Origin of the sequence: Bacillus sp. S2(2024) (genome assembly GCF_050474045.1) — a bacterium.
In the GTDB taxonomy this organism is placed as follows: domain Bacteria; phylum Bacillota; class Bacilli; order Bacillales; family Bacillaceae_G; genus Bacillus_A; species Bacillus_A yunxiaonensis.
Genome location: NZ_JBFLUS010000003.1, coordinates 2807306 through 2830925, shown reverse-complemented (window position 1 = coordinate 2830925; position 23620 = coordinate 2807306). Strand labels below are relative to the sequence as shown.

Genomic DNA, 23620 nt, shown 5'->3' with positions numbered 1-23620 from the left:
GTATAAAGCCTTGAGATATATCTCAAGGTTTTTTTGTATATAACAGAGTATAGTTTTAGCGAGAACGTTTAAATTAACAATGAAAAGAAAAAGGAGATTTTTACTATTCTGCTTTAACGAGAAGTAAATCCGTCTCAGTATTTAGGGGAAGAGAAGAAGTGAGATCGGGCTAAATAGCAGTGGCGGATGTAGGTCACGCCTAATGATAGAAGTTTCATTTTATTGGAGGGTATTTTTATGAAAACTCGCATTATTTTACTTATAGTTATATTATTGTTCTCTGCTCAGCATGTTTCCCATATATCATATGCAAAAGACCGTTTGTACGAAGAAATTGAAGAAAAAGCTGAAGGATATAAGATTCCAGCACAAAATGCATGTATTGATAAAATATGGAAAGCAACGCCAGGTTACAATGGAAAAGAAGTAGATATAAGAGCTTCCTATGATAACATGAAGAGGAAGGGGAGTTTCGATGAGAAACAGTTGGTATATCGGGAAGTATCACCTCAAGTACATTTAACAAATTTATCTCCTGCTCCTATTTATAGAGGAAATCCAAGCAAAAAAATGGTTGCCCTTACTATTAATGTTGCTTGGGGGAACGAATATCTTTCTCGGATGTTAGAAGTACTGCAAAAACATCAAGTTAAAGCAACTTTTTTTCTTGAGGGAAGATGGGTAAAGGAAAATTTACGTTTTGCAAAAATGATTGCAGATGCAAATCAGGAAGTGGGAAATCACTCATATACGCATCCTGATATGAAAACTTTATCGGTTGATGCGATTTATGAACAATTACAAAAAACAAATCAAGTCATTGAAGCAGCAACGAATCAAAAGGTACGCTGGTTTGCACCGCCAAGTGGGAGTTTTCGCGATGATGTTGTGCATACTGCTGCAAAATTAAAAATGGGAACCATTATGTGGACGGTAGATACAATTGATTGGAAACGGCCAGAACCGCACGTATTGCTACAACGAGTGTTAAGTAAAGTACATCCTGGTGCCATTATTTTAATGCATCCTACTTCTTCTTCAGCAGAATCACTGGATACATTGATTTCAAAGCTGAAAGAGAAAGGGTATACGGTAGGGGACGTATCTGCTTTAGTAGACGAAAAGCGTATTGATTAAACACATTTGCATGACAATCGCTGTTAAACTTGTTATGATTATATAATAGAATCTTTTTACAGAGAATTTGTCAATAGGAGGAAGGCATTTGATCAAAAAATATACGTGTAAAAATGGAGTAAGAATCGTAATGGAAAATATTCCAACAGTACGTTCTGTTGCAATTGGAGTATGGATTCATGCGGGATCACGAAATGAAAATGTAAAGAATAATGGGATTTCTCACTTTTTAGAACACATGTTTTTTAAAGGAACGAAAACACGTAGTGCTAGAGAAATTGCAGAATCCTTCGATAGCATTGGCGGACAGGTTAATGCGTTTACATCAAAGGAATATACATGTTACTATGCGAAAGTATTAGATGAGCATGCGAAATATGCGCTTGATATTTTAGCGGATATGTTCTTTAATTCAACGTTTGTTGAAGAGGAATTGAAAAAAGAAAAGAACGTTGTGCTCGAAGAAATTAAAATGTATGAAGATACACCGGATGATATTGTTCATGATATGCTAACGAAAGCGACGTATGAAACACATCCGCTAGCATATCCGATTTTAGGAACAGAACAAACCCTTGATACATTTACAGGTGATACGCTTCGTCAATATATAAAAGATCATTATACGCCAGAAAATGTCGTTGTTTCCATCGCTGGTAATATTGACGAATCCTTTGTTCAAATCGTCGAACAATATTTTGGGAATTATGAAGGAACGACAAATCGCGAACAAGTACATAACCCTATTTTTCACCCAAATAAAGTAGCGCGCAAAAAAGAAACAGAACAAGCGCATTTATGTTTAGGATTTAAAGGATTACAGATGGGTGACGAAAGTATTTATAATTTAATTGTATTAAATAATATTTTAGGTGGCAGCATGAGTAGCCGCCTGTTCCAAGAAGTACGTGAGCAACGAGGGTTAGCATATTCTGTCTTTTCTTATCATTCTTCTTATGAAGATACAGGGATGTTAACAATTTACGGAGGAACGGGTAGTCAGCAGCTGGATACATTATATGAAACCATTCAACAAACGCTGGATGCACTAAAAGATAAAGGAATCACAGAAAAAGAGTTACTTAACAGTAAAGAGCAACTAAAAGGAAATCTTATGTTAAGCTTAGAAAGTACGAATAGTCGTATGAGCCGCAATGGTAAAAATGAGTTGCTGTTGAAAAAACACCGCTCATTAGATGAAATTATTGAAAGTGTAAACAGTGTTACAAAAGCGGATGTAGACACGCTAATTCGTAATATGTTTACAGACGAGTTTTCAGCAGCGCTTATTAGTCCAAATGGAGAACTTCCAAAAGGGATAAGAACAAAATAAATATATCTATGAAACCGTTTCTTATTAAGGAGAAACGGTTTTTTTATACAAGGTGGCAAAACTTGTGGGTATTTTTTTTGCAAGACTAGAATAGGTACTTAATATAAAGTGAAACTTCCATCAGTAGGGGGCTCCATCCTCCACTGATGGAAAGGCTAGCAGTTATCCCTCACCTACCTTCTTCGCTTTCTCTTAATCTTGAGGTGGGAGTCATACTGTCCAAAAGTAGCGGATAAAAGAAACTTTTTAATTAGAATGTTACATAAGGAGAGGATGGAATGCGATTAAGTGAACTAAGTGGGAAAGAAATTGTTGATTTACAACGTGCGGAAAGAATGGGAGTGCTTGGACATGCGGATTTAGAGATTGATGAGAAAGATGGTAAGGTTCAAGCGCTCATTATTCCTGTCGGGAAATGGGGAGGATTCAAACGAGGGCAACAAGAAGTGCGAGTGGAGTGGAGTAGAATAAAAAAGGTGGGGCAGGATATGATTATTTTTGATCTTGCTAATTATTCTGATTCTGTTTAAAAGATGACCATTGTGGTTGTCTTTTTTTATTGTAGGAATCCATAGATGTAAATCATCCGTACTTTTTGTTTTTCAATCACCTTATACTCGTATATTACATATGATGTGGAGGAAAATGAAAAAAGTAGGCGCTTTTCTTATAATGAGAGAAAAAGAAGGTGAAGTAAAGGATGTTGACTGATATCCATATTGCTGTCATAGGAGGAGATGCACGGCAGCTTGAAGTTATTCGTAAGCTAGTTGAGCTTGATGCAAAACTCTCATTAGTAGGCTTTGATCAACTTGATCATGGATTTACAGGAGCAGCAAAAGAGAGTATGCAGAATCTCGATTTTACTTCTTTAGATGCCATCATTTTACCAGTAGCTGGAACTGATGCAAACGGACAAATCGATACAATTTTTTCTAATAAAAAAGTAATTATTACGAAAGAACAAATTGAAAAAACACCAGCACATTTTACGATATATTCAGGTATTAGTAATACTTACTTAGATACGATTGCTTCTTCTACGAATCGAAAACTTATCAAATTGTTTGATCGTGATGATGTGGCAATTTATAATTCAATTCCAACGGTTGAAGGGACTATTATGATGGTCATTCAACATACAGATTATACAATTCATGGCTCTAAGGTAATGGTATTGGGATTTGGGAGAACTGGAATGAGCGTAGCAAGAGCATTTCAGTCGCTAGGAGCGAAAGTGAAGGTAGGTGCCCGGCGCTCTGAACATATCGCTCGTATCTCAGAGATGACATTTACGCCATTTCAAATGCGAGATATAGATCAAGAGGTGCAAGATGTCGATATTGTAATTAATACAATTCCGCACCTTATTGTAACGGCAAGTGTAATTTCAAAAATGCCAGCTCATACATTAATTATCGATCTAGCTTCTAAACCAGGCGGAACAGATTTCCGCTATGCTGAAAAGCGAGGCATTAAAGCGTTATTAGCACCTGGACTGCCAGGAATTGTTGCACCAAAAACAGCCGGGCAAATTCTTGCGAATGTCCTTTCTAATTTATTAAAGGCAGATATAGAAGTGAGAAAGGAGAATAAAAAATGAGTGTGAAAGGCAAACGAATTGGTTTTGGATTAACAGGTTCGCATTGTACGTATGCAGAAGTTATGCCGCATTTAGAAAAGCTTGTTGCGGAAGGAGCTGAAGTGTTACCTGTTGTATCGTATACATTGCAAACGACAAATACGAGGTTTGGTGAAGGGGCAGAGTGGATTGAAAAGATAGAAACTATTACAGGTCATAAAGTAATTGACTCTATTGTAAAAGCAGAGCCGCTTGGTCCGAAAATTCCGCTGGACTGTATGGTTATAGCGCCGTTAACAGGGAATACGATGAGTAAATTTGCAAATGCAATGACAGATTCTCCTGTACTAATGGCAGCGAAAGCGACATTAAGAAATGGTAAACCTGTTGTATTAGCTATTTCGACAAATGATGCTCTCGGATTAAACGGAGTGAATATGATGCGTCTGATGGCAACAAAAAATATTTATTTTGTACCGTTTGGGCAAGATGCACCGCATAATAAACCGAATTCTATGGTAGCGCGTATGGAATTGTTGCAGGATACAATGATTGAAGCGATGGAAGGGAAACAACTGCAACCTGTAGTTGTAGAAAAATTCAGATACATGAATTAACAAACAAAAAACAGACAATTTTTTTCATGAAACCATCACTCTTATCCCAGAATATGATAAAATTAATTCTATTAAGAATTAGAAGGAGTATTTGTTACTCCTTTTTATTCTAACTATAGAAAGATTGGTACCTAGAAAGGGGCATAGTGATGGAAAAGAAAAAATCTTTTCATGTCGCTGTAGTTGGAGCAACCGGCGCAGTTGGTGAACAAATGTTAAATACTTTAGAGAAACGTGATTTTCCAATTGAAAAATTAACGTTACTTTCATCTAAACGTTCTGCAGGCAAAACGCTTTTATTTAAAGGAGAAGAAGTAATCGTGCAAGAGGCTACTCCTGAAAGCTTTGAAGGAGTGGATATTGCGCTCTTTAGTGCGGGTGGATCTGTATCAAAACAATTAGCACCAGAAGCAGCAAAGCGCGGTGCAATCGTCGTTGATAATACTAGTGCGTTCCGCATGACAGAAAATGTTCCGCTTGTTGTACCAGAAGTAAACGAAAAAGATTTATTAGAACATAACGGAATCATTGCAAATCCGAATTGTTCTACAATTCAAATGGTAGTTGCTCTCGAACCAGTTCGTCAGCACTTTGGTTTAAAACGAGTAATCGTTTCCACATATCAAGCTGTATCAGGTGCAGGTGCTGTTGCAATTGAAGAGCTTCATGAACAATCACAAGCTATTTTAAACGGTGAAGAAGTAAAAGCAAATGTTTTACCTGTAAAAGGTGATGAAAAACATTATCAGATTGCATTCAATGCGATTCCGCAAATTGATAAGTTCGAAGATAATGGCTTTACATTTGAAGAAATGAAAATGATTAATGAAACGAAGAAAATTATGCATATGCCAGAACTTGAAGTAGCGGCAACATGTGTACGATTACCAGTTGTATCAGGTCACTCTGAATCTGTTTACATTGAAGTAGAAAAAGAAGGTGTAACGGTAGAAGAACTGCGTAATTTGTTAGCGAACGCAGAAGGAATTGTACTGCAAGATAATCCAGCAGAACAAGTATACCCAATGCCAGCAACTGCAGTTGGTAAAAACGAAGTATTCGTTGGTCGTATTCGTAAAGATTTAAACAATGATAAAGGATTCCATCTTTGGGTCGTATCTGATAACTTATTAAAAGGTGCTGCATGGAACTCTGTTCAAATTGCAGAACGATTAGTGAAATTACAATTAGTGTAAACGGCTAAAAGAAGGTGCAAAAATGAAAATTATTGTCCAAAAATTCGGTGGTACATCTGTGCGTGATGAAAGTGGTCGAAAGCATGCTCTTCATCACATTCAAAAATCATTAAAAGAAGGCTATAAATCTGTAGTTGTTGTATCTGCTATGGGCCGCAAAGGTGAGCCTTATGCCACGGATACATTATTAAGTCTTGTAAATGAAAAACAATCGTTCATTTCAAAACGTGAACAGGACTTACTATTATCTTGCGGTGAGTTAATTTCGGCAATTGTGTTTTCAAATATGTTAAATGAAAATGGCGTAAAGGCCGCAGCGTTTAACGGTGCACAAGCTGGATTCATTACAAATGATGACTTTACAAATGCAAAGATTATTGAAATGGATTGTCACCGTATTTTGAAGGAATTAGAAAAATTTGATGTAATTGTTGTAACGGGTTTCCAAGGGCAAACGAATGAGGGCGATACGACAACACTTGGGCGCGGGGGTAGTGATACATCAGCGTCAGCGTTAGGTGTTGCACTTCATGCTGAGTATATTGACATTTTTACAGATGTAGAAGGTGTGATGACTGCTGATCCACGTATTGTAAAAGATGCGCGTCACCTTGAAAATGTAACATATAATGAAATTTGTAATATGGCATATCAAGGTGCAAAAGTTGTTCATCCGCGTGCAGTTGAAATTGCGATGCATGCGAAAGTACCTCTGCGTGTGCGTTCAACATATTCTGATAGCGAAGGAACTCTAATTGCAGCGTATGATGGCGCAACAAAAGGTCGCGATGTACAAGAGCGTCCTGTAACTGGTATTGCTCATGTTTCCAATGTAACGCAAATTAAAGTGTTGGCGAAGGACGGGGCATACGATTTACAAACAGAAGTGTTCAAAGAAATGGCAAAAGAAAAGATTAGCGTAGATTTAATCAACATTTCTCCTACTGGTGTAGCGTACACAGTTAGTGATGATGTTGCAGGTCGCGCTGTTGAAGTGCTGCATAAGCTTGGATATCATCCAATTGTAACTGAGCACTGCGCGAAGGTATCCATTGTTGGAGCTGGTATCGCAGGTGTTCCGGGAGTTACTGCAAAAATTGTAACAGCGTTAGCTGAAAACGGTGTTCAAATATTACAATCTGCAGATAGCCATACAACAATATGGGTGCTTGTTAAAGAAGAGAAACTTGTAGATGCTGTAAATGCGCTTCATCGCGCATTTGAGCTTTCAAAAGAAAAGCAACTGGAATTATAAGGAGTGAGACCATGATAGATTTTGGGACAATTGCAACGGCGATGGTCACACCATTTGATAAAAATGGAAATATCGATTTTGTAAAGACAACAAAAATGGTAAATTATTTAATTGATAACGGCACAACAGCGATTGTTGTAGGTGGAACAACAGGTGAGTCTCCTACATTAACATCTGAAGAAAAGGTAGCGTTATATCGCCATGTCGTATCTGTTGTCGATAAAAGAGTGCCTGTAATTGCTGGAACTGGTAGCAACAATACACATGCTTCTACGGAGCTTACGAAAAAAGCAGAAGAAGTAGGTGTAGATGCAATTATGCTAGTTGCACCGTATTACAATAAACCAAGCCAAGAAGGTATGTATCAGCACTTTAAAACAATTGCTGAAAGTACAAAACTGCCGGTTATGTTATACAATGTTCCAGGCCGATCTATTGTACAAATTTCTGTTGACACAGTTGTTCGTTTATCGCAAATTCCAAACATTGTTGCAATTAAGGATGCAGGCGGCGATGTATTAACAATGACAGAAATCATTGAAAAGACTGATGATAGTTTTGCTGTATACAGCGGCGATGATGGCTTAACATTGCCAGCGATGGCGATTGGAGCGAAAGGTATTGTATCTGTTGCATCGCATGTAATTGGTAATGAGATGCAAGACATGATTGCAGCATTCCAAACTGGTGATATGAAAACAGCACAAACGCTTCATCAATTGTTAGTAAGAGTGACGAATGCGCTCTTTATGGCACCAAGTCCGACTCCTGTCAAAACGGCACTGCAAATCGTAGGATTAGACGTTGGTTCTGTTCGTTTACCTCTTCTACCATTAACTGAAGCAGAAAGAATGCAATTACTTGAAGTTATACAATCTATTCCTCGTTAATAGAAAAAGTGGCTTAGTGGAATGTACTAAGTCACTTTTTTATGTTTCCTACTCCATCTCACTACTTTAGGGCAGTGTAAAATCCTCTGTCTACAGAGAAAATCTCCACAGATGAAAGTTTCGCTTTATTACTTAGAGGAAATGATGAAATGACTTCAGTTTATCATCTGATACATATTCTTCTCTTTTCTTTCTTATAATTTAGCTTGTGTTCTATTTCTTGTATCAGTTATAATATGGCTAAGTAGCTTTGTACGGGTACACTTAGCAAAAATGGGAAAACTTTACGGATTATCGGATTTTAAATGAAATTACATAAAATATTTGATTTATATAATGAAAGAGAGGTGGAACCTGGTTTAAAAACGAAAAAACGTGATATCGCATAGCGATAAGACCTTCGTTTTAGATGCTGAAAAATGATGGTGGAGTTTCCCCTGGTTTCTCTACAATGTTAGTGGGATCAGTTTTTACAACATTTTTAAACCAGGCAACAACATGAAGAAAAAAGAGATAGATACTGTAAAAGTATTCGCTCTCGGTGGAGTGGGCGAAATAGGAAAAAATATGTACTGCGTTGAAATTGATTCTGAAATTTTTATTGTGGATGCGGGACTTATGTTTCCGGAAGAAGAGATGTTTGGAATAGATATTGTTATTCCTGATATTACATATTTAGTGGAAAATAAAGAGCGAGTTAAAGGACTATTTTTAACACACGGTCATGAAGATCATATTGGTGGTATTGTCTATGTGTTAAGAAAATTGGATATTCCAGTTTATGGAACGAAGCTAACGAATGGCCTTGTGAAAGAAAAATTAGGAGAAGCGGGTATGTTAGGTCGTGTGGATTTAAAAACGATCGATTCTAATACTACGGTAGAATTTGACACAACGACCGTTTCCTTCTTTAAAACGACACACAGTATTCCAGATGCAGTAGGGGTTTGCTTCCATACTTCGCAAGGTGCAATTGTATATACTGGTGATTTTAAATTTGACCAAACTCCTATTGGAAATAATGGTTCAGATATTGGGAAGATGGCGCAAATCGGAAATGAAGGTGTGCTTTGCTTATTATCTGATAGTACCAATGCAGAACGTCCTGGCTATACTGGATCCGAGAGAGAAGTTGGTTTGGAGATTTCTAAAGTATTTTATAATTCAGAGGGCCGTATTATTGTAGCTTCATTTGCTTCTAACGTTCATCGTATTCAACAAGTTTTTGATGCAGCGTATGAAACTGGGCGTAAAGTAGCAGTAGTTGGACGAAGTATGGTAAAAGTTGTTGATATTGCGAATAATCTAGGGTATTTAAATATTCCAGAAGGTATGTTAATTTCACTACAGGATGTTGATAATTATCCTGAGAAAAAGGTAGCAATTTTAACGACTGGTAGCCAAGGTGAGCCAATGGCAGCTCTTTCTAGAATGGCAAGACAAGCCCATAAACAAATTGCAATTCGTAAAGGTGATACGGTTATTATTGCTGCATCGCCGATTCCAGGGAATGAAACATCTGTCTCAAGGACAATTGATTTATTGTTTAGAGCAGGTGCTGATGTAGTGTATTACGGTGAAAAGAAAGTTCATGTATCAGGTCATGGTAGTCAAGAAGAATTGAAACTAATGTTGAACTTAATGAAACCGAAATATTTCTTGCCTGTACATGGTGAATTCCGCATGCAAAAGGCGCATGCCCGTTTAGCTCAAGATGTTGGTATTCACTCAGACCGTATTTTTATCACGGAAAAAGGTGAAGTGATTTCCTTCACAGCTGGAGAGGCAAAACCTGCCGGTAAGGTTCCAGCGGGAAATGTGTTGATTGATGGATTAGGCGTTGGTGATGTTGGAAACATCGTTTTACGTGATCGTAAAATGTTATCACAAGATGGTATTTTAGTCGTTGTTGTAACGCTTGGGAAAGATGAGAAAAAGATAATTTCTGGACCAGAAATTATTTCACGAGGATTTGTTTATGTTCGTGAGTCAGAAGCTTTAATTGAAAAATCAACTGATATTGTACGCACAATTGTAGAACAATCTATTAAAGAATATTCTATTGAATGGTCAACGTTAAAACAAAATATTCGTGAGTTACTCGGACAATTTTTATTTGAAAAAACAAAGAGAAAACCGATGATTTTACCAATTATCATGGAAGTATAAGAGAAAGTTGCCTATTTGTAGGCAGCTTTTTCTTTTTTTCTCCGTCGAATGAAATTCACAACTTAACAAATAATAGTTGTATACGTGAGAAAGGGGATACGATATGGTAGAGCGTGATGAAATGAAAAATGAAGAAAAAGAGGCCGAGACAAAAGAAGAAACGAAAGAAGCTTCTGTGCTAGAGAAAATTCAGCAACTTGGACAGACAAATGTTCCACAATTAAATGAATCGCGTATTCATTGTTTAACAATTGTAGGGCAAATTGAAGGGCATGTACAATTGCCACCGCAAAATAAAACAACGAAATACGAACATGTAATTCCTCAAATTGTAGCGATTGAACAAAATCCTAAAATTGAGGGGCTATTAATTTTGTTAAATACAGTTGGAGGAGATGTAGAAGCGGGTCTAGCGATTTCTGAAATGATTGCTTCTCTTTCAAAACCAACAGTATCGATTGTTCTTGGTGGAGGTCATTCAATTGGTGTGCCGATTGCTGTATCAACAGATTATTCATTCATTGCAGAAACAGCAACAATGACGATTCATCCTATTCGTCTTACAGGCCTTGTGATAGGTGTTCCGCAAACATTTGAGTATTTAGATAAGATGCAAGAGCGTGTCATTCGTTTTGTAACAAAGCATTCAAAAGTAACGGAAGATCGTTTTAAGGAGTTAATGTTTGCGAAAGGGAATTTGACTAGAGATATTGGTACAAATGTTGTAGGTGGAGATGCGGTGAAGTATGGTTTAATTGATGATGTTGGAGGAATTGGTCAAGCGGTCAAAAAATTAAATGAATTAATTGATGCGAAAGCATCAGCTGAACAAAGCGGGGCGTTATTACAATGATTTTGTATACTATTATGCCAGAACAACTCATATATCCGATGGATCATACAGAATTTACAAGGCAGAAACTTGTACATGTAGATGGTATTGATATGGTTGTTGAAATGGGGAATGAAAATGATTATTCTGTTGTACGTGTATTAAGTACAGATCCCCAGCATTTTTTACAATATGAGCCAGGGCAGAAAATATCCTTTTCGTAAAAGCAGGATTTTGTTTATGAGCTATGGTATAATATAAAAAACAAGAAGGTGGAGCAGCCGTGTATAGGCTGCTTTCTTCAATTTATCCCGCTATTCGCGTGAAATTATCATCTACCTCAGAATTCTAAGAAAACAAAGAAGATAGGAGCGGGATAATTTCCAGTGAAATCTCGATTGTTCGGGCTAACGATGTGAGGGATGAAACCTTGCATTCATGGAGATTTTACTTTATTTGTATTTGGTTTAAAATTATCCATTGGTAAGATAACGTGAAGAAGATTTACAGCCAATAGAGCGGGATGGAAACTACACTTGTTTTACAAAAAGTTATATTTTGAATTGGAATTTGAGGTGAAGAAATGGCAAAACAAAAGCAAAGAGGGACGAAAACAAAAGCAAGACGTACCATAAAGCCAACTTTGTACTACGAAATCGTCGGTTTGACTCTTTTTGCGCTCTCCATCATTACAATTATGCAGCTAGGTGTTGTCGGAAAAGCATTCGTGCTATTTTTTCGCTTTTTCTTTGGGGAATGGTACATACTTGGAGTACTCGGAGTTATTGCTCTTTCTATAGCGTTTGTTATAAAACGAGGGTGGCCAAATTTATTGCACAAACGATTGATTGGTATATATTTAATCACATTAGCTGTGCTCATGTTTAGTCATATTACACTAGTCAACCTCCTAACAAAAGATGGAGCGGTACAAAGTTCATCTGTTATTGTGACTACGAAAGATTTGTTTTTTCATGAAATGAAAAAAGGAGTCGACACGGTTCATTTAGGCGGGGGAATGTTTGGGGCTATTATGTTTGCGACATGTTACTTTTTATTTGATGAGGTTGGCGCATACATAATTGGAATGATTCTCATTTTACTTGGTGTACTATGTATTACAAATAAACATATAGGCGAGGTGCTTGCACCGATTGGGCGTATACTCAGAGGGCAATTTGAAACGATGCAAGGCGATTACAAAGAGTGGCAAACAAAACGTGCTGCTGAAAAAACAGAAAAGAAAAAGATTGCTCGTACGCGAAGTGAACGTCATGTGCAAGAAGTACCGGAGTTAGAAGAGAGTGTAGAAGAGGTTGATGTAGTGCCGCCAATTATATCAAACTTTACTGAAAACTATGCAACACCAGATCCAATAAGAAATGAATCGCTTATTTCTGAAACAAATCTAGAAGAATCTCTGCCTATGCAAGAGGAGCAGCCGAAGCAGAAGAAAGGCGGGAAAATTGTTGAGTCTCTTGCTGGAGAGACAGCAGCACCGCCAATGCATTTTTCAGATGTTGAAAATAAAGATTATAAATTGCCTTCTTTAGAGCTATTAAAGTTTCCGAAGAATAAGCAAGTGACCAATGAAAATGAAACGATTTATGAAAATGCACGTAAGTTGGAACGAACATTCCAAAGCTTCGGTGTGAAAGCGAAAGTAACAAAGGTTCATAGAGGACCAGCTGTTACAAAATATGAAGTGTATCCTGATATGGGAGTTAAAGTAAGTAAAATTGTTAGTTTAAGTGATGATTTGGCATTAGCTTTAGCGGCAAAAGATATTCGAATTGAAGCCCCAATTCCGGGGAAATCAGCTATCGGGATTGAAGTGCCAAATTCAGAAGTTGCAATCGTTACGTTAAGAGAAGTGTTAGATTCAAAAGCAAATAATCATCCAGAAGAAAAGTTATTAATTGGACTTGGGCGTGACATTACAGGAGAAGCTGTACTAGCTCGTCTGAATAAAATGCCTCATTTACTTGTAGCAGGAGCAACTGGTAGCGGAAAGAGTGTATGTATAAACGGAATTATTACTAGTATCTTAATGCGCGCTAAGCCGCACGAAGTGAAACTAATGATGATTGATCCGAAAATGGTAGAGTTAAATGTATACAATGGTGTTCCGCATTTATTAACGCCTGTTGTAACAGATCCGAGGAAAGCGTCACAAGCGCTAAAAAAAGTGGTCAGTGAAATGGAACGTCGCTACGAATTATTTGCTCATAGTGGAACGCGTAATATTGAAGGTTATAACGAGTATATAAAGCAACATAACGAACAATCCGAAGCGAAGCAACCCGAACTTCCTTATATTGTTGTTATCGTGGACGAGTTGGCGGATTTAATGATGGTTGCTTCTTCAGATGTAGAGGATGCGATTATGCGTCTTGCACAAATGGCACGTGCAGCTGGTATTCATTTAATTATTGCAACGCAGCGTCCATCTGTGGATGTTATTACTGGTGTTATTAAAGCGAATATTCCATCGCGAATTGCTTTTGCAGTTTCTTCTCAAATTGATTCAAGAACGATTCTTGATACAGGGGGAGCAGAAAAATTATTAGGACGCGGTGATATGCTGTTTGTACCAATTGGTGCTTCTAAACCGGTTCGTGTGCAAGGAGCGTTTCTATCGGATGAGGAAGTAGAGAAAGTAGTAGAATACGTTGTTACGCAGCAAAAAGCGCAGTACCAAGAGGATATGATCCCGCAAGATGTACCAGAAACAACACAAGAAGTAGAGGATAGCTTATATGATGAAGCAGTTCAGCTTGTTGTCGATATGCAGACAGCATCAGTTTCTATGTTGCAGCGGAGGTTCCGTATTGGGTATACAAGGGCAGCACGTTTAATTGACGCGATGGAAATGAATGGTGTTGTCGGGCCGTATGAAGGAAGTAAGCCCCGTGAAGTATTAGTAAAAGATATTCAAGAGAAAAGTTCGTAATAAAGTGAAACTTCTATCAGTAGGAGAGATTTTATTCCCCGCTGATGAAAATTCTGCCCAATCGGGCTCTTATGGGCAGTTATTCTCCATCTATTTTCTTCGTTTTCTCTGAATCTTGAGATGGGGGTTTACTGCCCGTTAGTGCGGGGTAAGGTGAAACTTCCATGAATGGGGGATAATTGCCTGTTCATGCGAGATAATAAAGCCGATTAGAAATACTTCTAGTCGGTTTCTTTATTAAATAAAAATGATAACGCTTACTAATGGCGTGTTTTGATGAGAATACGAATGGTTATAAATTATTTAATTCCAACGTTCGATTTTTTTGTTGGATTGTATTGACAGCAATCATATCAAGTGGTACGATTACTTCGGAATCAAAATAAACCTCATATAATCTTGGAAATAAGGTCCATAAGTTTCTACCTAGCAACCATAAATTAGCTAGACTATGAGGAAAAAGTGTAAATACAAGGTGTATTATAACTTTGTCCCTGACTTTTTCAGCATATGAGAAATGTAGGTGTACAAAGTTTTTTTTATGGGTTGAAGAAAGAAAATTTCACCTAAAAAAACTATTAGGATTTATTCGACAAATTTAAATTTTCTTATTTTTAATTAAGGGCATCCATGATATAGTAATTGTGGAAAAAAGAGAAAAGAGGTCTTACATCAGAGGTCGAATAAGTGAAGTGCGAGGGGAGTCTTATGTCAGTAAAGTCAGATAGTCGACATTTATATTTACGAGTGATTGACCACATTAAAGAAAAGATTAAAAACGGGGTGTATAAAGAGAAGCAAAAGCTACCATCCGAATTTGATCTAGCAAAAGAGTTAGGCGTCAGTAGAGCCACATTGCGAGAAGCACTTCGAATCTTAGAAGAAGAAAATGTTGTTATTCGTAGGCACGGTGTAGGGACGTTTGTAAATGCAAAACCTTTGTTTTCTTCAGGTATTGAACAATTATCTAGTATTACAGATATGATTACTAGTGCAGGGAAAACGCCAGGTACAGTATTTTTATCATCATCCATAGGTAATTTAACAGAAGAAGAAAAAGAGAAATTTCATAGTGAAGATGATTTTGAAACAGTTATGATTGAACGCGTTCGTACAGCAGATGGGGAACCTGTTGTATATTGTGTTGATAAGCTGCCGAAAGAGGTTCTTCCTGATTTGTCAGAATACAAAGAAGAATCATTACTTACGGTTATTCATAAAAACACAAATAAACGCATTACGTATGCTGTTGCTCATATTGAACCGATTGGCTATCATCCGAAAATATCACCAATTTTAGAGTGTGAGCCAGAAACAGCACTACTTGTACTAAAGCAAATGCACTATGATCAAAATGATGAACCGATTTTATATTCTATTAACTATTTCCGAGCAGATAAATTTAGCTTTCATGTGTTAAGAAAACGAATGTAAAGTGTTTCCTTTTAGGGAGGTGACAGCAAGGAAGCGGGGACATGGTTATATAAATGAAAGATACATATTTTAGGAGGGGATTTTACTATGAAGAAAAAAGCTGGAATTTTATTATCATTAACATTAGCAGCAAGCACACTTTTAGGAGCTTGTGGTAACACGAATAAGGAAAGTGACAAAAAAGAGGGAAAAGAAAATAAGAACTTTAAGGTTGGTATGGTTACAGACGTTGGTGGAGTAGATGATAAATCATTTAACCAATCCGCTTGGGAAGGTTTAACGCAGTTTGGTAAAGATAGTAAATTGAAAGAAAACGAAGGGTATCGTTACCTACAATCTGCTAAGGAAGCAGACTATATTCCTAACTTAACAAAATTCGCAGAAACAAATTATAACTTAACATTCGGAATTGGATTCTTAATGCAAAAATCAATTGAAAAAGTGGCAGATCAATTTCCGAAAAGTCAATTCGCACTTGTTGATGCAGTAGCGGACAAAAAGAATGTAACGAGCATTGTATTTAAAGACCATGAAGGTTCCTTCCTTGTTGGTGTAGTTGCAGCAATGACAACAAAATCAAATAAAGTTGGTTTTATCGGTGGTGTAAAAAGCCCGTTAATTGAAAAGTTTGAAACTGGTTTTAAAGCTGGAGTGAAAGCTGTAAATCCAAATATTGAAGTTGTATCTCAATATGCTGAAGCATTTGATAAACCAGAAAAAGGGTCTGTATTAGCTTCTGCAATGTATGGCCAAGGCGTTGACGTAATTTATCATGCATCTGGTGCAACTGGTAACGGTGTATTCACAGAAGCGAAAAACCGTAAGAAAAAAGGTGAAAATGTTTGGGTAATCGGTGTTGACCGCGACCAAAACCAGGAAGGTATGCCGGAAAATGTAACATTAACTTCAATGGTAAAACGTGTTGATGTTGCAGTAGAAAAAGTTTCACAAGAAGCAAAAGATGGCAAGTTGACAGGCGGTAAAACAGAAGAGTTTGGTTTAAAAGATGACGGTATCGGGATTGCAAAAACAACTGATAATGTGAAAAAAGTAAATCCAGAGATTTTAACAAAAGTAGAAGAATATAAAAAGAAAATCATAAACGGTGAAATTAAAGTACCATCTACTCCAGAAGAGTACAAAACTTACGAGGCTTCTCTTAAAAAATAATGTTAGAGAAATAACAAAGGTTAGTTCTTAGAACTAACCTTTGTATATATAAAGAACTTTGTCCTGTCAAGGAGGAATAATATGGAATACGTAATTGAAATGAACAATATTACAAAAGTATTCCCGGGGATTGTAGCGAATGATAATATCACGCTGCAAGTGAAACAGGGAGAAATTCATGCTTTACTTGGAGAAAATGGTGCTGGAAAATCGACACTTATGAATGTTTTGTTTGGATTGTATCAACCAGAACAAGGAGAAATTAAAATTAAAGGGCAGCCTGTAAAAATTACAAATCCGAATGTGGCGAATGACCTCGGGATTGGAATGGTACATCAGCACTTTATGCTTGTTCATAATTTTACAGTCACAGAAAATATTATTCTAGGAAATGAACCGAAGAAAAACGGTAAAATTGCTATTGATGAAGCGGCGAAAGAAATTAAAAAATTATCTGAGCAATACGGATTAGCGGTAGACCCATATGCGAAAATAGAAGATATTTCTGTTGGAATGCAACAACGTGTAGAAATTTTGAAAACGCTCTATCGCGGGGCGGAGATTTTAATTTTTGATGAACCTACAGCTGTATTAACACCGCAGGAGATTCAAGAGCTTATTCATATTATGAAAAAGCTTGTACAAGAAGGGAAATCTATTATTCTTATTACACATAAGTTGAAAGAAATTATGGAAGTGTGTAATCGTTGTACAATTATTCGTAAGGGAAAAGGGATTGGTACGGTAGACGTTGCAAATACAGATGAAAACAAGCTTGCAGAATTGATGGTCGGACGTCAAGTGAATTTTAAAACTGAAAAGTCAGACGCCAAACCATGTGAAGATGTACTTAAGATTTCTAATCTTGTTGTGCACGATGCACGTCAATTACCTACCGTAAAAGGACTTGACTTAACTGTTCGTGCAGGAGAGATTGTTGGTATTGCAGGAATCGATGGAAATGGACAAAGTGAATTAATAGAAGCGATTACTGGTTTACGAAAAGTTGAGTCAGGCTCTATTACGCTAAGAGAGAAGGACGTGACGAATTGGCCGGTTAGGCGCATTACAGAAGAAGGCGTTGGACATATTCCAGAAGATCGTCATAAACATGGGCTCGTTCTTGATTTTTCTATTGGAGATAATATGGTACTTCAAACATATTATAAAAATCCGTATTCCAAAAAAGGTGTTTTGAATTTTTCGAAAGTATATGAAAAAGCAAAGTCGTTAATTCAACAGTTTGATGTTCGTACACCGAGTGAGCATACACCGGCACGGGCGTTATCTGGAGGAAATCAGCAAAAGGCAATTATTGCTCGTGAAGTGGACCGTGATCCGGATTTATTGATTGCTGCACAGCCAACACGCGGTTTAGATGTCGGGGCAATTGAATTTATTCATAAAAAGCTAATTGAACAGCGTGATAAAGGAAAAGCAGTGCTACTACTCTCGCTAGAGCTAGACGAAATTTTAAATGTAAGTGACCGCATCGCTGTTATTTATGAAGGGAAAATTGTGGACATTGTGAATGCGAAAGAAACAAATGAACAACAGCTAGGTCTATTAATGGCTGGGGGAAAGAAGAAAGAGAAGGTGAATACAAATGGCTAAAAAGTTTTTAACGGAGCGAACGATTAATATTTTAGTACCTGTATTATCCGTTATTTTTGGTTTACTTGTTGGAGCCATTGTTATGATTACGACCGGATACGATCCAATCGCCGGCTATGCTGCATTATGGGATGGAATGGTTGGAAATCCACGCGCGATAGGAGAAACACTGCGAACGATGATTCCACTTGTTCTTGCGGGTTTATCGGTAGCATTTGCGTTTCGTACAGGTTTGTTTAATATCGGGGTAGAAGGACAATTATTAGTTGGTTGGCTCGCTGCTGTTTGGTTCGGTTATGCCGTTTCTCTGCCAGCCTTTCTACATATTCCGTTATCGATATTAGTTGCAGCCCTTGCTGGCGGACTGTGGGGATTTATTCCTGGATATTTAAAAGGGAAATACAAGGTGAACGAAGTTATCGTTACAATTATGATGAACTATATCGCGCTTTATGTAACTTATGATATTATTAAACGTTTTTTACATGAAGGAAATGAAAAATCGTATGATATACAAGCGAGTGCATCTCTAGCTTCTTCTTGGTTATCATCTTTAACAGGCGGTTCTCGCCTGCACTGGGGAATTATTGTAGCAATTATTATGGCGATTATTATGTGGTTTTTATTAGAACGAACAACATTAGGTTACGAGCTAAAATCAGTTGGATTTAACCAACATGCCTCCAAATATGCAGGGATGAAAGTGTCGCGTAATGTTATATTGTCAATGACAATAGCTGGTGCGTTTGCTGGAATTGGCGGTGCGATGGAAGGGCTTGGAACATTCCAAAGTATGACAGCGATGACTTCTTTTACAGGAATAGGATTTGATGGTATTGCTGTTGCTCTTCTTGGTGCAAATAATGCATTTGGTATTTTGCTAGCAGCACTTTTATTTGGCGGGCTGAAAAGTGCAGCGCCGCAAATGAACTTTGAAGCGAATGTTCCATCTGAATTAATTAATGTCATTGTTGCTTGTATCATTTTCTTTGTAGCATGCAGCTACGTTTTACGATGGGCACTTTCTCGTTTTAGCAAGGAGGGGAAATAAATGAGTTTCCTAGATATTGTAGCCATTCTTGTCACAGGTACGTTATATACGGCAGCGCCGCTTATTTTTACGGCGCTTGGCGGCGTGTTTAGTGAGCGTTCCGGGGTTGTTAACATTGCATTAGAAGGTTTAATGTTGTTTGGGGCGTTTATTGGTGTTATTACAACTTTATTAATGGGGGATACGTGGGGAGCGATGACGCCGTGGATTGCGCTGATTTTTGCAGCAATTGGCGGAGGGTTATTTGCACTTCTTCATGCTGTTGCGACGATTACATTCCGTGCTGATCAAGTTGTTAGTGGAGTAGCGATTAACTTTTTATCATTAGGAGTAACAGTGTTTGCAATTAAAAAGATTTTCGGAAAAGGTCAAACTGACTTTATCAAATACCGTATTGAAAAAATTGATCTTCCTGGTCTTTCTGACATTCCAGTTATTGGTAAGATTTTCTTTTCTGATGTACCATTAACTTCTTATATTGCAATTATTTTAGCATTTGTTGTTTGGTATGTGATTTATAAAACACCATTTGGTTTACGGTTACGTGCAGTTGGAGAGCATCCGATGGCAGCTGATACAATGGGAATTAACGTATATAAAATGCGTTATGTTGCAGTTTGTATATCAGGTATGTTTGCAGGTGTCGGTGGTGCTGTATTCGCGACATCTATTTCAAATAATTTTTCGGGTGCTACAATTACAGGACAAGGATTTTTAGCGTTAGCGGCCATGATTTTTGGGAAATGGCATCCAATTGGAGCCTTAGGTGCAGCGTTATTTTTCGGATTCGCACAATCACTTGGCGTTACAGGCGGTACAATTCCAGGTTTAGATCAAATTCCAAGTGTCTTTTTAACGATATTACCATATGTATTAACAATTTTTGCACTTGTCGGTTTTGTTGGACGTTCCGAAGCTCCAAAAGCGCTTGGAACACCATATGAAAAAGGGAAACGATAAAAGCTTGCACATTAGTGCAAGCTTTTTTACATACAATAACGTTAATACATGAGAAAAGTTGCAATTTCTTTTGTGAAAACTGTATATTGAAGAAGAAAATTCCTTTTTAGAGGAGGTTTACCAATGGAGCTTATAAAACAAGAAAGACATGAATTAGGTGGATTACGCGTACATATGATTCCAACAGACAAGTATAAAACGAATACATTTGTATTGCGCTTGAAGGCGCCGTTATGTGAAGAAACAGTAACAGAGCGAGCATTACTTCCTTATGTATTACAAAGTGCTACAGAAACACACCCATCTGTTATTCGTGTTCGGCAATATTTAGAGGAGTTATATGGCTCTTCATTAGCTGTAGACGTAAGTAAAAAAGGTGAAGATCATATTATTTCTATTTATATAGACATTGCCAATGAAACGTATTTACAAGAAGCGCCGCCGCTCTTTGAAAAAGCGCTTGCTATGCTTGCTGATATTTTACTAAAACCAGCAACAGAAGGAAATGGTTTCTTACAAACGGTTGTGGAAAGTGAGAAACGTGCGCTTGTGCAGCGTATTGAATCTACGTTTGATGATAAAATGCGTTATGCTAATGAACGCCTTATTGAAGAGATGTGTAAAGTAGAGTCATATCGATTAAGTGCGAATGGTCAAAAAGAACGTGTTTCTGCTATTACAAGTGAAACGCTGTATCAATATTATAAAAAAGTGTTAGAAGAAGATGAAATGGATTTATATATTATAGGTGATATTGAAGAGGGGGCTCTTGACCTTGTGAAACAGTATTTCTCTATTTCTAAACGTGAGGTGAAAGAAAGAAATATACTGTTGCATAAGAAAAATGAAGAAGAACAAGAAGTTGTAGAAAAACAAGAACTAAAACAAAGTAAATTAAATATTGGATACCGCACATATATTACGTATCGTGATGAAGACTATTTTGCATTGCAGTTATTCAATGGTTTGTTTGGTGGTTTTTCACATTCAAAATTATTTGTTAATGTACGTGAGAAAAACAGTTTGGCATACTATGCTGCTTCTCGTTATGAAAGTCACAAAGGACTTCTGTTCGTGATGTCTGGAATTGAGGGTAAAAATTATGAAAAAGCTGTTACGATTATTAAAGAACAAATGACAGCGATGCAAAATGGTGATTTTACTGATGAGGAAGTCGTACAAACAAAAAGTGTAATTAAAAATCAAATTTTAGAGACAATTGATACACCGCGCGGTCTTGTGGAACTTCTATATCATGAAGTAATTGCAAATTATGAACGCCCTGTAGAAGAATGGTTAACAGGGGTTGAACGGGTAACGAAAGATGCAATTGTTAAAGTGGCTAAAAATATCCAGCTAGATACAATTTACTTCTTACACGGAACGGAGGGTGTTTAAGATGGAAAAAATCGTATACGAACAATTAAAAGAAACGTTATGTTACGAAAAACTTTCGAATGGTTTAGAAGTATATATCCTTCCGAAGCAAGGTTTTAATAAAACGTATGCAACATTTACGACAAAGTATGGTTCTATTGATAATATGTTTGTGCCGCTTGGAAAAGATGAGATGCTCCGTGTACCGGATGGAATTGCACATTTTTTAGAGCATAAATTATTTGAAAAAGAGGACCATGATGCGTTTCAATTATTTAGTAAACAAGGAGCTTCTTCAAATGCATTCACATCTTTTACAAGAACTGCATATTTATTTTCTTGCACATCAAACGTTGAAACAAACCTAGAGACATTATTGGATTTTGTGCAAGAACCGTACTTTTCTGAACAAACGGTTGAAAAAGAGAAGGGAATTATTGGCCAGGAAATTCAAATGTACCAAGATAATGCTGATTGGCGTTTATATTTTGGATTAATTGACGGCTTATATAGGAAACATCCTGTAAAGATTGATATCGCCGGAACAATTGATTCTATTAGCAAAATTACGAAAGATTTACTGTATGAGTGCTATCATACATTTTATCACCCAAGCAATATGTTATTATTTATTGTCGGTTCTATTGATCCAGAGAAGACAATGAATTTAGTACGTGAAAATCAAGCGAAGAAAAATTATACCGCTCAATCTGAAATTGTTCGGTCTTTTGATGAAGAACCAGAACAAGTAAACGAGAAAAAAATGGTTATTACAATGCCGGTACAAACACCAAAATGTTTAGTTGGTGTGAAAACACAGGACTTAAAGCAAGAAGGAAAAGATTTGCTGAAACAAGAAATTGCTTTAACCCTTCTATTAGATTATTTATTTGGAAAAGGTTCCACTCATTATGAAACATTATATAATGAAGGTTTAATTGATGATACATTTTCGTACGACTATACAGAAGAAAGCAGTTTCGGTTTTGCGATGATTGGCGGAGATACGAAACAACCGGATGAATTAGCAAAGCAAATCACAAATATTTTATTGCAAACAAATTATGATGAGTTATGCGATGAAACGTTAGAGCGTGTGAAAAAGAAAAAAATAGGTGGTTTTTTACGTTCGTTAAATTCACCTGAATATATTGCAAATCAATTCACACGCTATGCATTTAATGGCTCCAGTTTATTTGATGCATTATCTGTTTTGGAAAGTTTATCAGTTGAAGATTTACAAACAGCCGCGAAGGACTTTTTAAAAGAAGAACGGTTAAGTGTTTGCCAAGTTCTTCCCAAAAAATGATGTAGTAGAGAGAGGAAAAGAATGAAGAAATATGCAGTAGTTACCGGGGGAAGCGGAGGAATCGGTTCTGCCATTGTAAGGCGGTTAGTGAAAGATGGGTATACGGTATATGTCCATTATAACCGAAGTGAAAATAAAGCTCTGGAGTTACAGCTTGAACTAGAAGGTATTATTCCAATTCAAGCTAATTTATCAGAAGCGGATGGTGCTGAGCGTCTATGGTCTCAAATTCATTATCCAATTGATACTATAGTATATGCAGCTGGAAAAAGTATCTTTGGATTAACGACCGATATTACAGATGAACAATTAAATGAGATGGTGGAGCTGCAAGTGAAAAATGTATATAAACTTGTTTCATCTGCACTGCCTTCAATGATTCGAAATCGAAGTGGAAATATTGTCATTATCTCCTCCATATGGGGACAAATAGGTGCTTCATGTGAAGTGTTATATTCTATGGTAAAAGGAGCGCAAAATTCGTATGTAAAAGCTTTGGCAAAAGAAGTTGCACTAAGCGGTGTACGAGTGAATGCTGTTGCTCCTGGTGCAATTGAAACGGAGATGCTATGTGTGTTTTCGGATGAGGAAAAGAAAGATATTGCAGAAGAAATTCCGCTTGGGCGATTAGGAATGGCAGAAGAAGTTGCAAATACGGTAGCGTTTGTCATTTCTCCACAAGCATCTTATATAACAGGTCAAATTATTGGGGTTAATGGGGGCTGGCATTGTTAACAATTA

Annotated in this window: 20 protein-coding genes and 1 riboswitch; all 20 genes read left to right on the top strand. The window is 37.1% G+C overall.

What is annotated here, in order from left to right; genetic code table 11:
• Nucleotides 1-237 precede the first annotated feature (237 nt).
• Complete coding sequence (locus AB1284_RS14200) at nucleotides 238-1137, top strand: polysaccharide deacetylase family protein (protein WP_429754217.1); 900 nt, start codon at nucleotides 238-240, stop codon at nucleotides 1135-1137.
• 88 nt (nucleotides 1138-1225) lie between these two features.
• Nucleotides 1226-2470, top strand: coding sequence for a M16 family metallopeptidase (locus AB1284_RS14195; RefSeq protein ID WP_429754218.1), 1245 nt, complete (start codon nucleotides 1226-1228; stop codon nucleotides 2468-2470).
• 278 nt (nucleotides 2471-2748) lie between these two features.
• The gene (locus tag AB1284_RS14190) at nucleotides 2749-3000 is read left to right on the top strand and encodes a YlmC/YmxH family sporulation protein (protein ID WP_336483104.1); all 252 of its coding nucleotides are present in this window, start codon (nucleotides 2749-2751) and stop codon (nucleotides 2998-3000) included.
• A 170-nt stretch (nucleotides 3001-3170) separates the two neighbouring features.
• On the top strand, nucleotides 3171-4073 hold the full coding sequence (gene dpaA / locus AB1284_RS14185) for a dipicolinic acid synthetase subunit A (protein WP_429754219.1): 903 nt from the start codon (nucleotides 3171-3173) through the stop codon (nucleotides 4071-4073).
• Nucleotides 4070-4669: a dipicolinate synthase subunit B gene (locus tag AB1284_RS14180; RefSeq protein ID WP_429754220.1), complete on the top strand. Its 600-nt coding sequence runs from the start codon at nucleotides 4070-4072 to the stop codon at nucleotides 4667-4669. Before dpaA ends, AB1284_RS14180 begins: the two co-directional genes overlap by 4 nt.
• A gap of 149 nt (nucleotides 4670-4818) precedes the next feature.
• Nucleotides 4819-5865 (top strand): aspartate-semialdehyde dehydrogenase, encoded by a 1047-nt coding sequence (gene asd / locus AB1284_RS14175; protein WP_429754221.1) that lies wholly within the window; start codon nucleotides 4819-4821, stop codon nucleotides 5863-5865.
• A gap of 22 nt (nucleotides 5866-5887) precedes the next feature.
• Nucleotides 5888-7120 (top strand): aspartate kinase, encoded by a 1233-nt coding sequence (gene dapG, locus AB1284_RS14170; protein ID WP_429754222.1) that lies wholly within the window; start codon nucleotides 5888-5890, stop codon nucleotides 7118-7120.
• 11 nt (nucleotides 7121-7131) lie between these two features.
• On the top strand, nucleotides 7132-8010 hold the full coding sequence (gene dapA, locus AB1284_RS14165) for a 4-hydroxy-tetrahydrodipicolinate synthase (RefSeq protein WP_429754223.1): 879 nt from the start codon (nucleotides 7132-7134) through the stop codon (nucleotides 8008-8010).
• 498 nt (nucleotides 8011-8508) lie between these two features.
• Entirely contained in the window at nucleotides 8509-10179 is a 1671-nt protein-coding gene (locus AB1284_RS14160; protein ID WP_429754224.1) for a ribonuclease J, read from the top strand.
• Nucleotides 10180-10282: 103 nt separating this feature from the next.
• Nucleotides 10283-11032: a ClpP family protease gene (locus AB1284_RS14155; protein WP_429754225.1), complete on the top strand. Its 750-nt coding sequence runs from the start codon at nucleotides 10283-10285 to the stop codon at nucleotides 11030-11032.
• Complete coding sequence (locus AB1284_RS14150; protein WP_429754226.1) at nucleotides 11029-11235, top strand: YlzJ-like family protein; 207 nt, start codon at nucleotides 11029-11031, stop codon at nucleotides 11233-11235. The genes AB1284_RS14155 and AB1284_RS14150 overlap by 4 nt, the downstream gene beginning before the upstream one ends.
• Nucleotides 11236-11594: 359 nt before the next feature.
• Nucleotides 11595-13964, top strand: a complete 2370-nt coding sequence (locus tag AB1284_RS14145) for a DNA translocase FtsK (protein WP_429754227.1) — start codon at nucleotides 11595-11597, stop codon at nucleotides 13962-13964.
• 369 nt (nucleotides 13965-14333) lie between these two features.
• A riboswitch (purine riboswitch) is annotated at nucleotides 14334-14436 on the top strand.
• A gap of 236 nt (nucleotides 14437-14672) precedes the next feature.
• Complete coding sequence (locus AB1284_RS14140) at nucleotides 14673-15398, top strand: GntR family transcriptional regulator (protein WP_336483095.1); 726 nt, start codon at nucleotides 14673-14675, stop codon at nucleotides 15396-15398.
• Between the two features lie 87 nt (nucleotides 15399-15485).
• Nucleotides 15486-16568: a BMP family lipoprotein gene (locus AB1284_RS14135; protein WP_429754228.1), complete on the top strand. Its 1083-nt coding sequence runs from the start codon at nucleotides 15486-15488 to the stop codon at nucleotides 16566-16568.
• An 81-nt stretch (nucleotides 16569-16649) separates the two neighbouring features.
• Nucleotides 16650-18182 carry an ABC transporter ATP-binding protein gene (locus tag AB1284_RS14130; protein WP_336483093.1) on the top strand — a complete coding sequence of 511 codons (1533 nt, stop codon included), beginning with the start codon at nucleotides 16650-16652 and terminating at the stop codon, nucleotides 18180-18182.
• Nucleotides 18175-19233, top strand: coding sequence for an ABC transporter permease (locus tag AB1284_RS14125; protein WP_336483092.1), 1059 nt, complete (start codon nucleotides 18175-18177; stop codon nucleotides 19231-19233). The genes AB1284_RS14130 and AB1284_RS14125 overlap by 8 nt, the downstream gene beginning before the upstream one ends.
• The gene (locus tag AB1284_RS14120) at nucleotides 19234-20193 is read left to right on the top strand and encodes an ABC transporter permease (RefSeq protein WP_429754229.1); all 960 of its coding nucleotides are present in this window, start codon (nucleotides 19234-19236) and stop codon (nucleotides 20191-20193) included.
• Nucleotides 20194-20316: 123 nt separating this feature from the next.
• The gene (gene yfmF / locus AB1284_RS14115; RefSeq protein ID WP_429754230.1) at nucleotides 20317-21591 is read left to right on the top strand and encodes an EF-P 5-aminopentanol modification-associated protein YfmF; all 1275 of its coding nucleotides are present in this window, start codon (nucleotides 20317-20319) and stop codon (nucleotides 21589-21591) included.
• A gap of 1 nt (nucleotide 21592) precedes the next feature.
• Complete coding sequence (yfmH, locus tag AB1284_RS14110; RefSeq protein ID WP_429754231.1) at nucleotides 21593-22879, top strand: EF-P 5-aminopentanol modification-associated protein YfmH; 1287 nt, start codon at nucleotides 21593-21595, stop codon at nucleotides 22877-22879.
• A gap of 21 nt (nucleotides 22880-22900) precedes the next feature.
• Nucleotides 22901-23614, top strand: a complete 714-nt coding sequence (ymfI, locus tag AB1284_RS14105) for an elongation factor P 5-aminopentanone reductase (RefSeq protein WP_429754232.1) — start codon at nucleotides 22901-22903, stop codon at nucleotides 23612-23614.
• The last annotated feature ends 6 nt before the right edge of the window (nucleotides 23615-23620 follow it).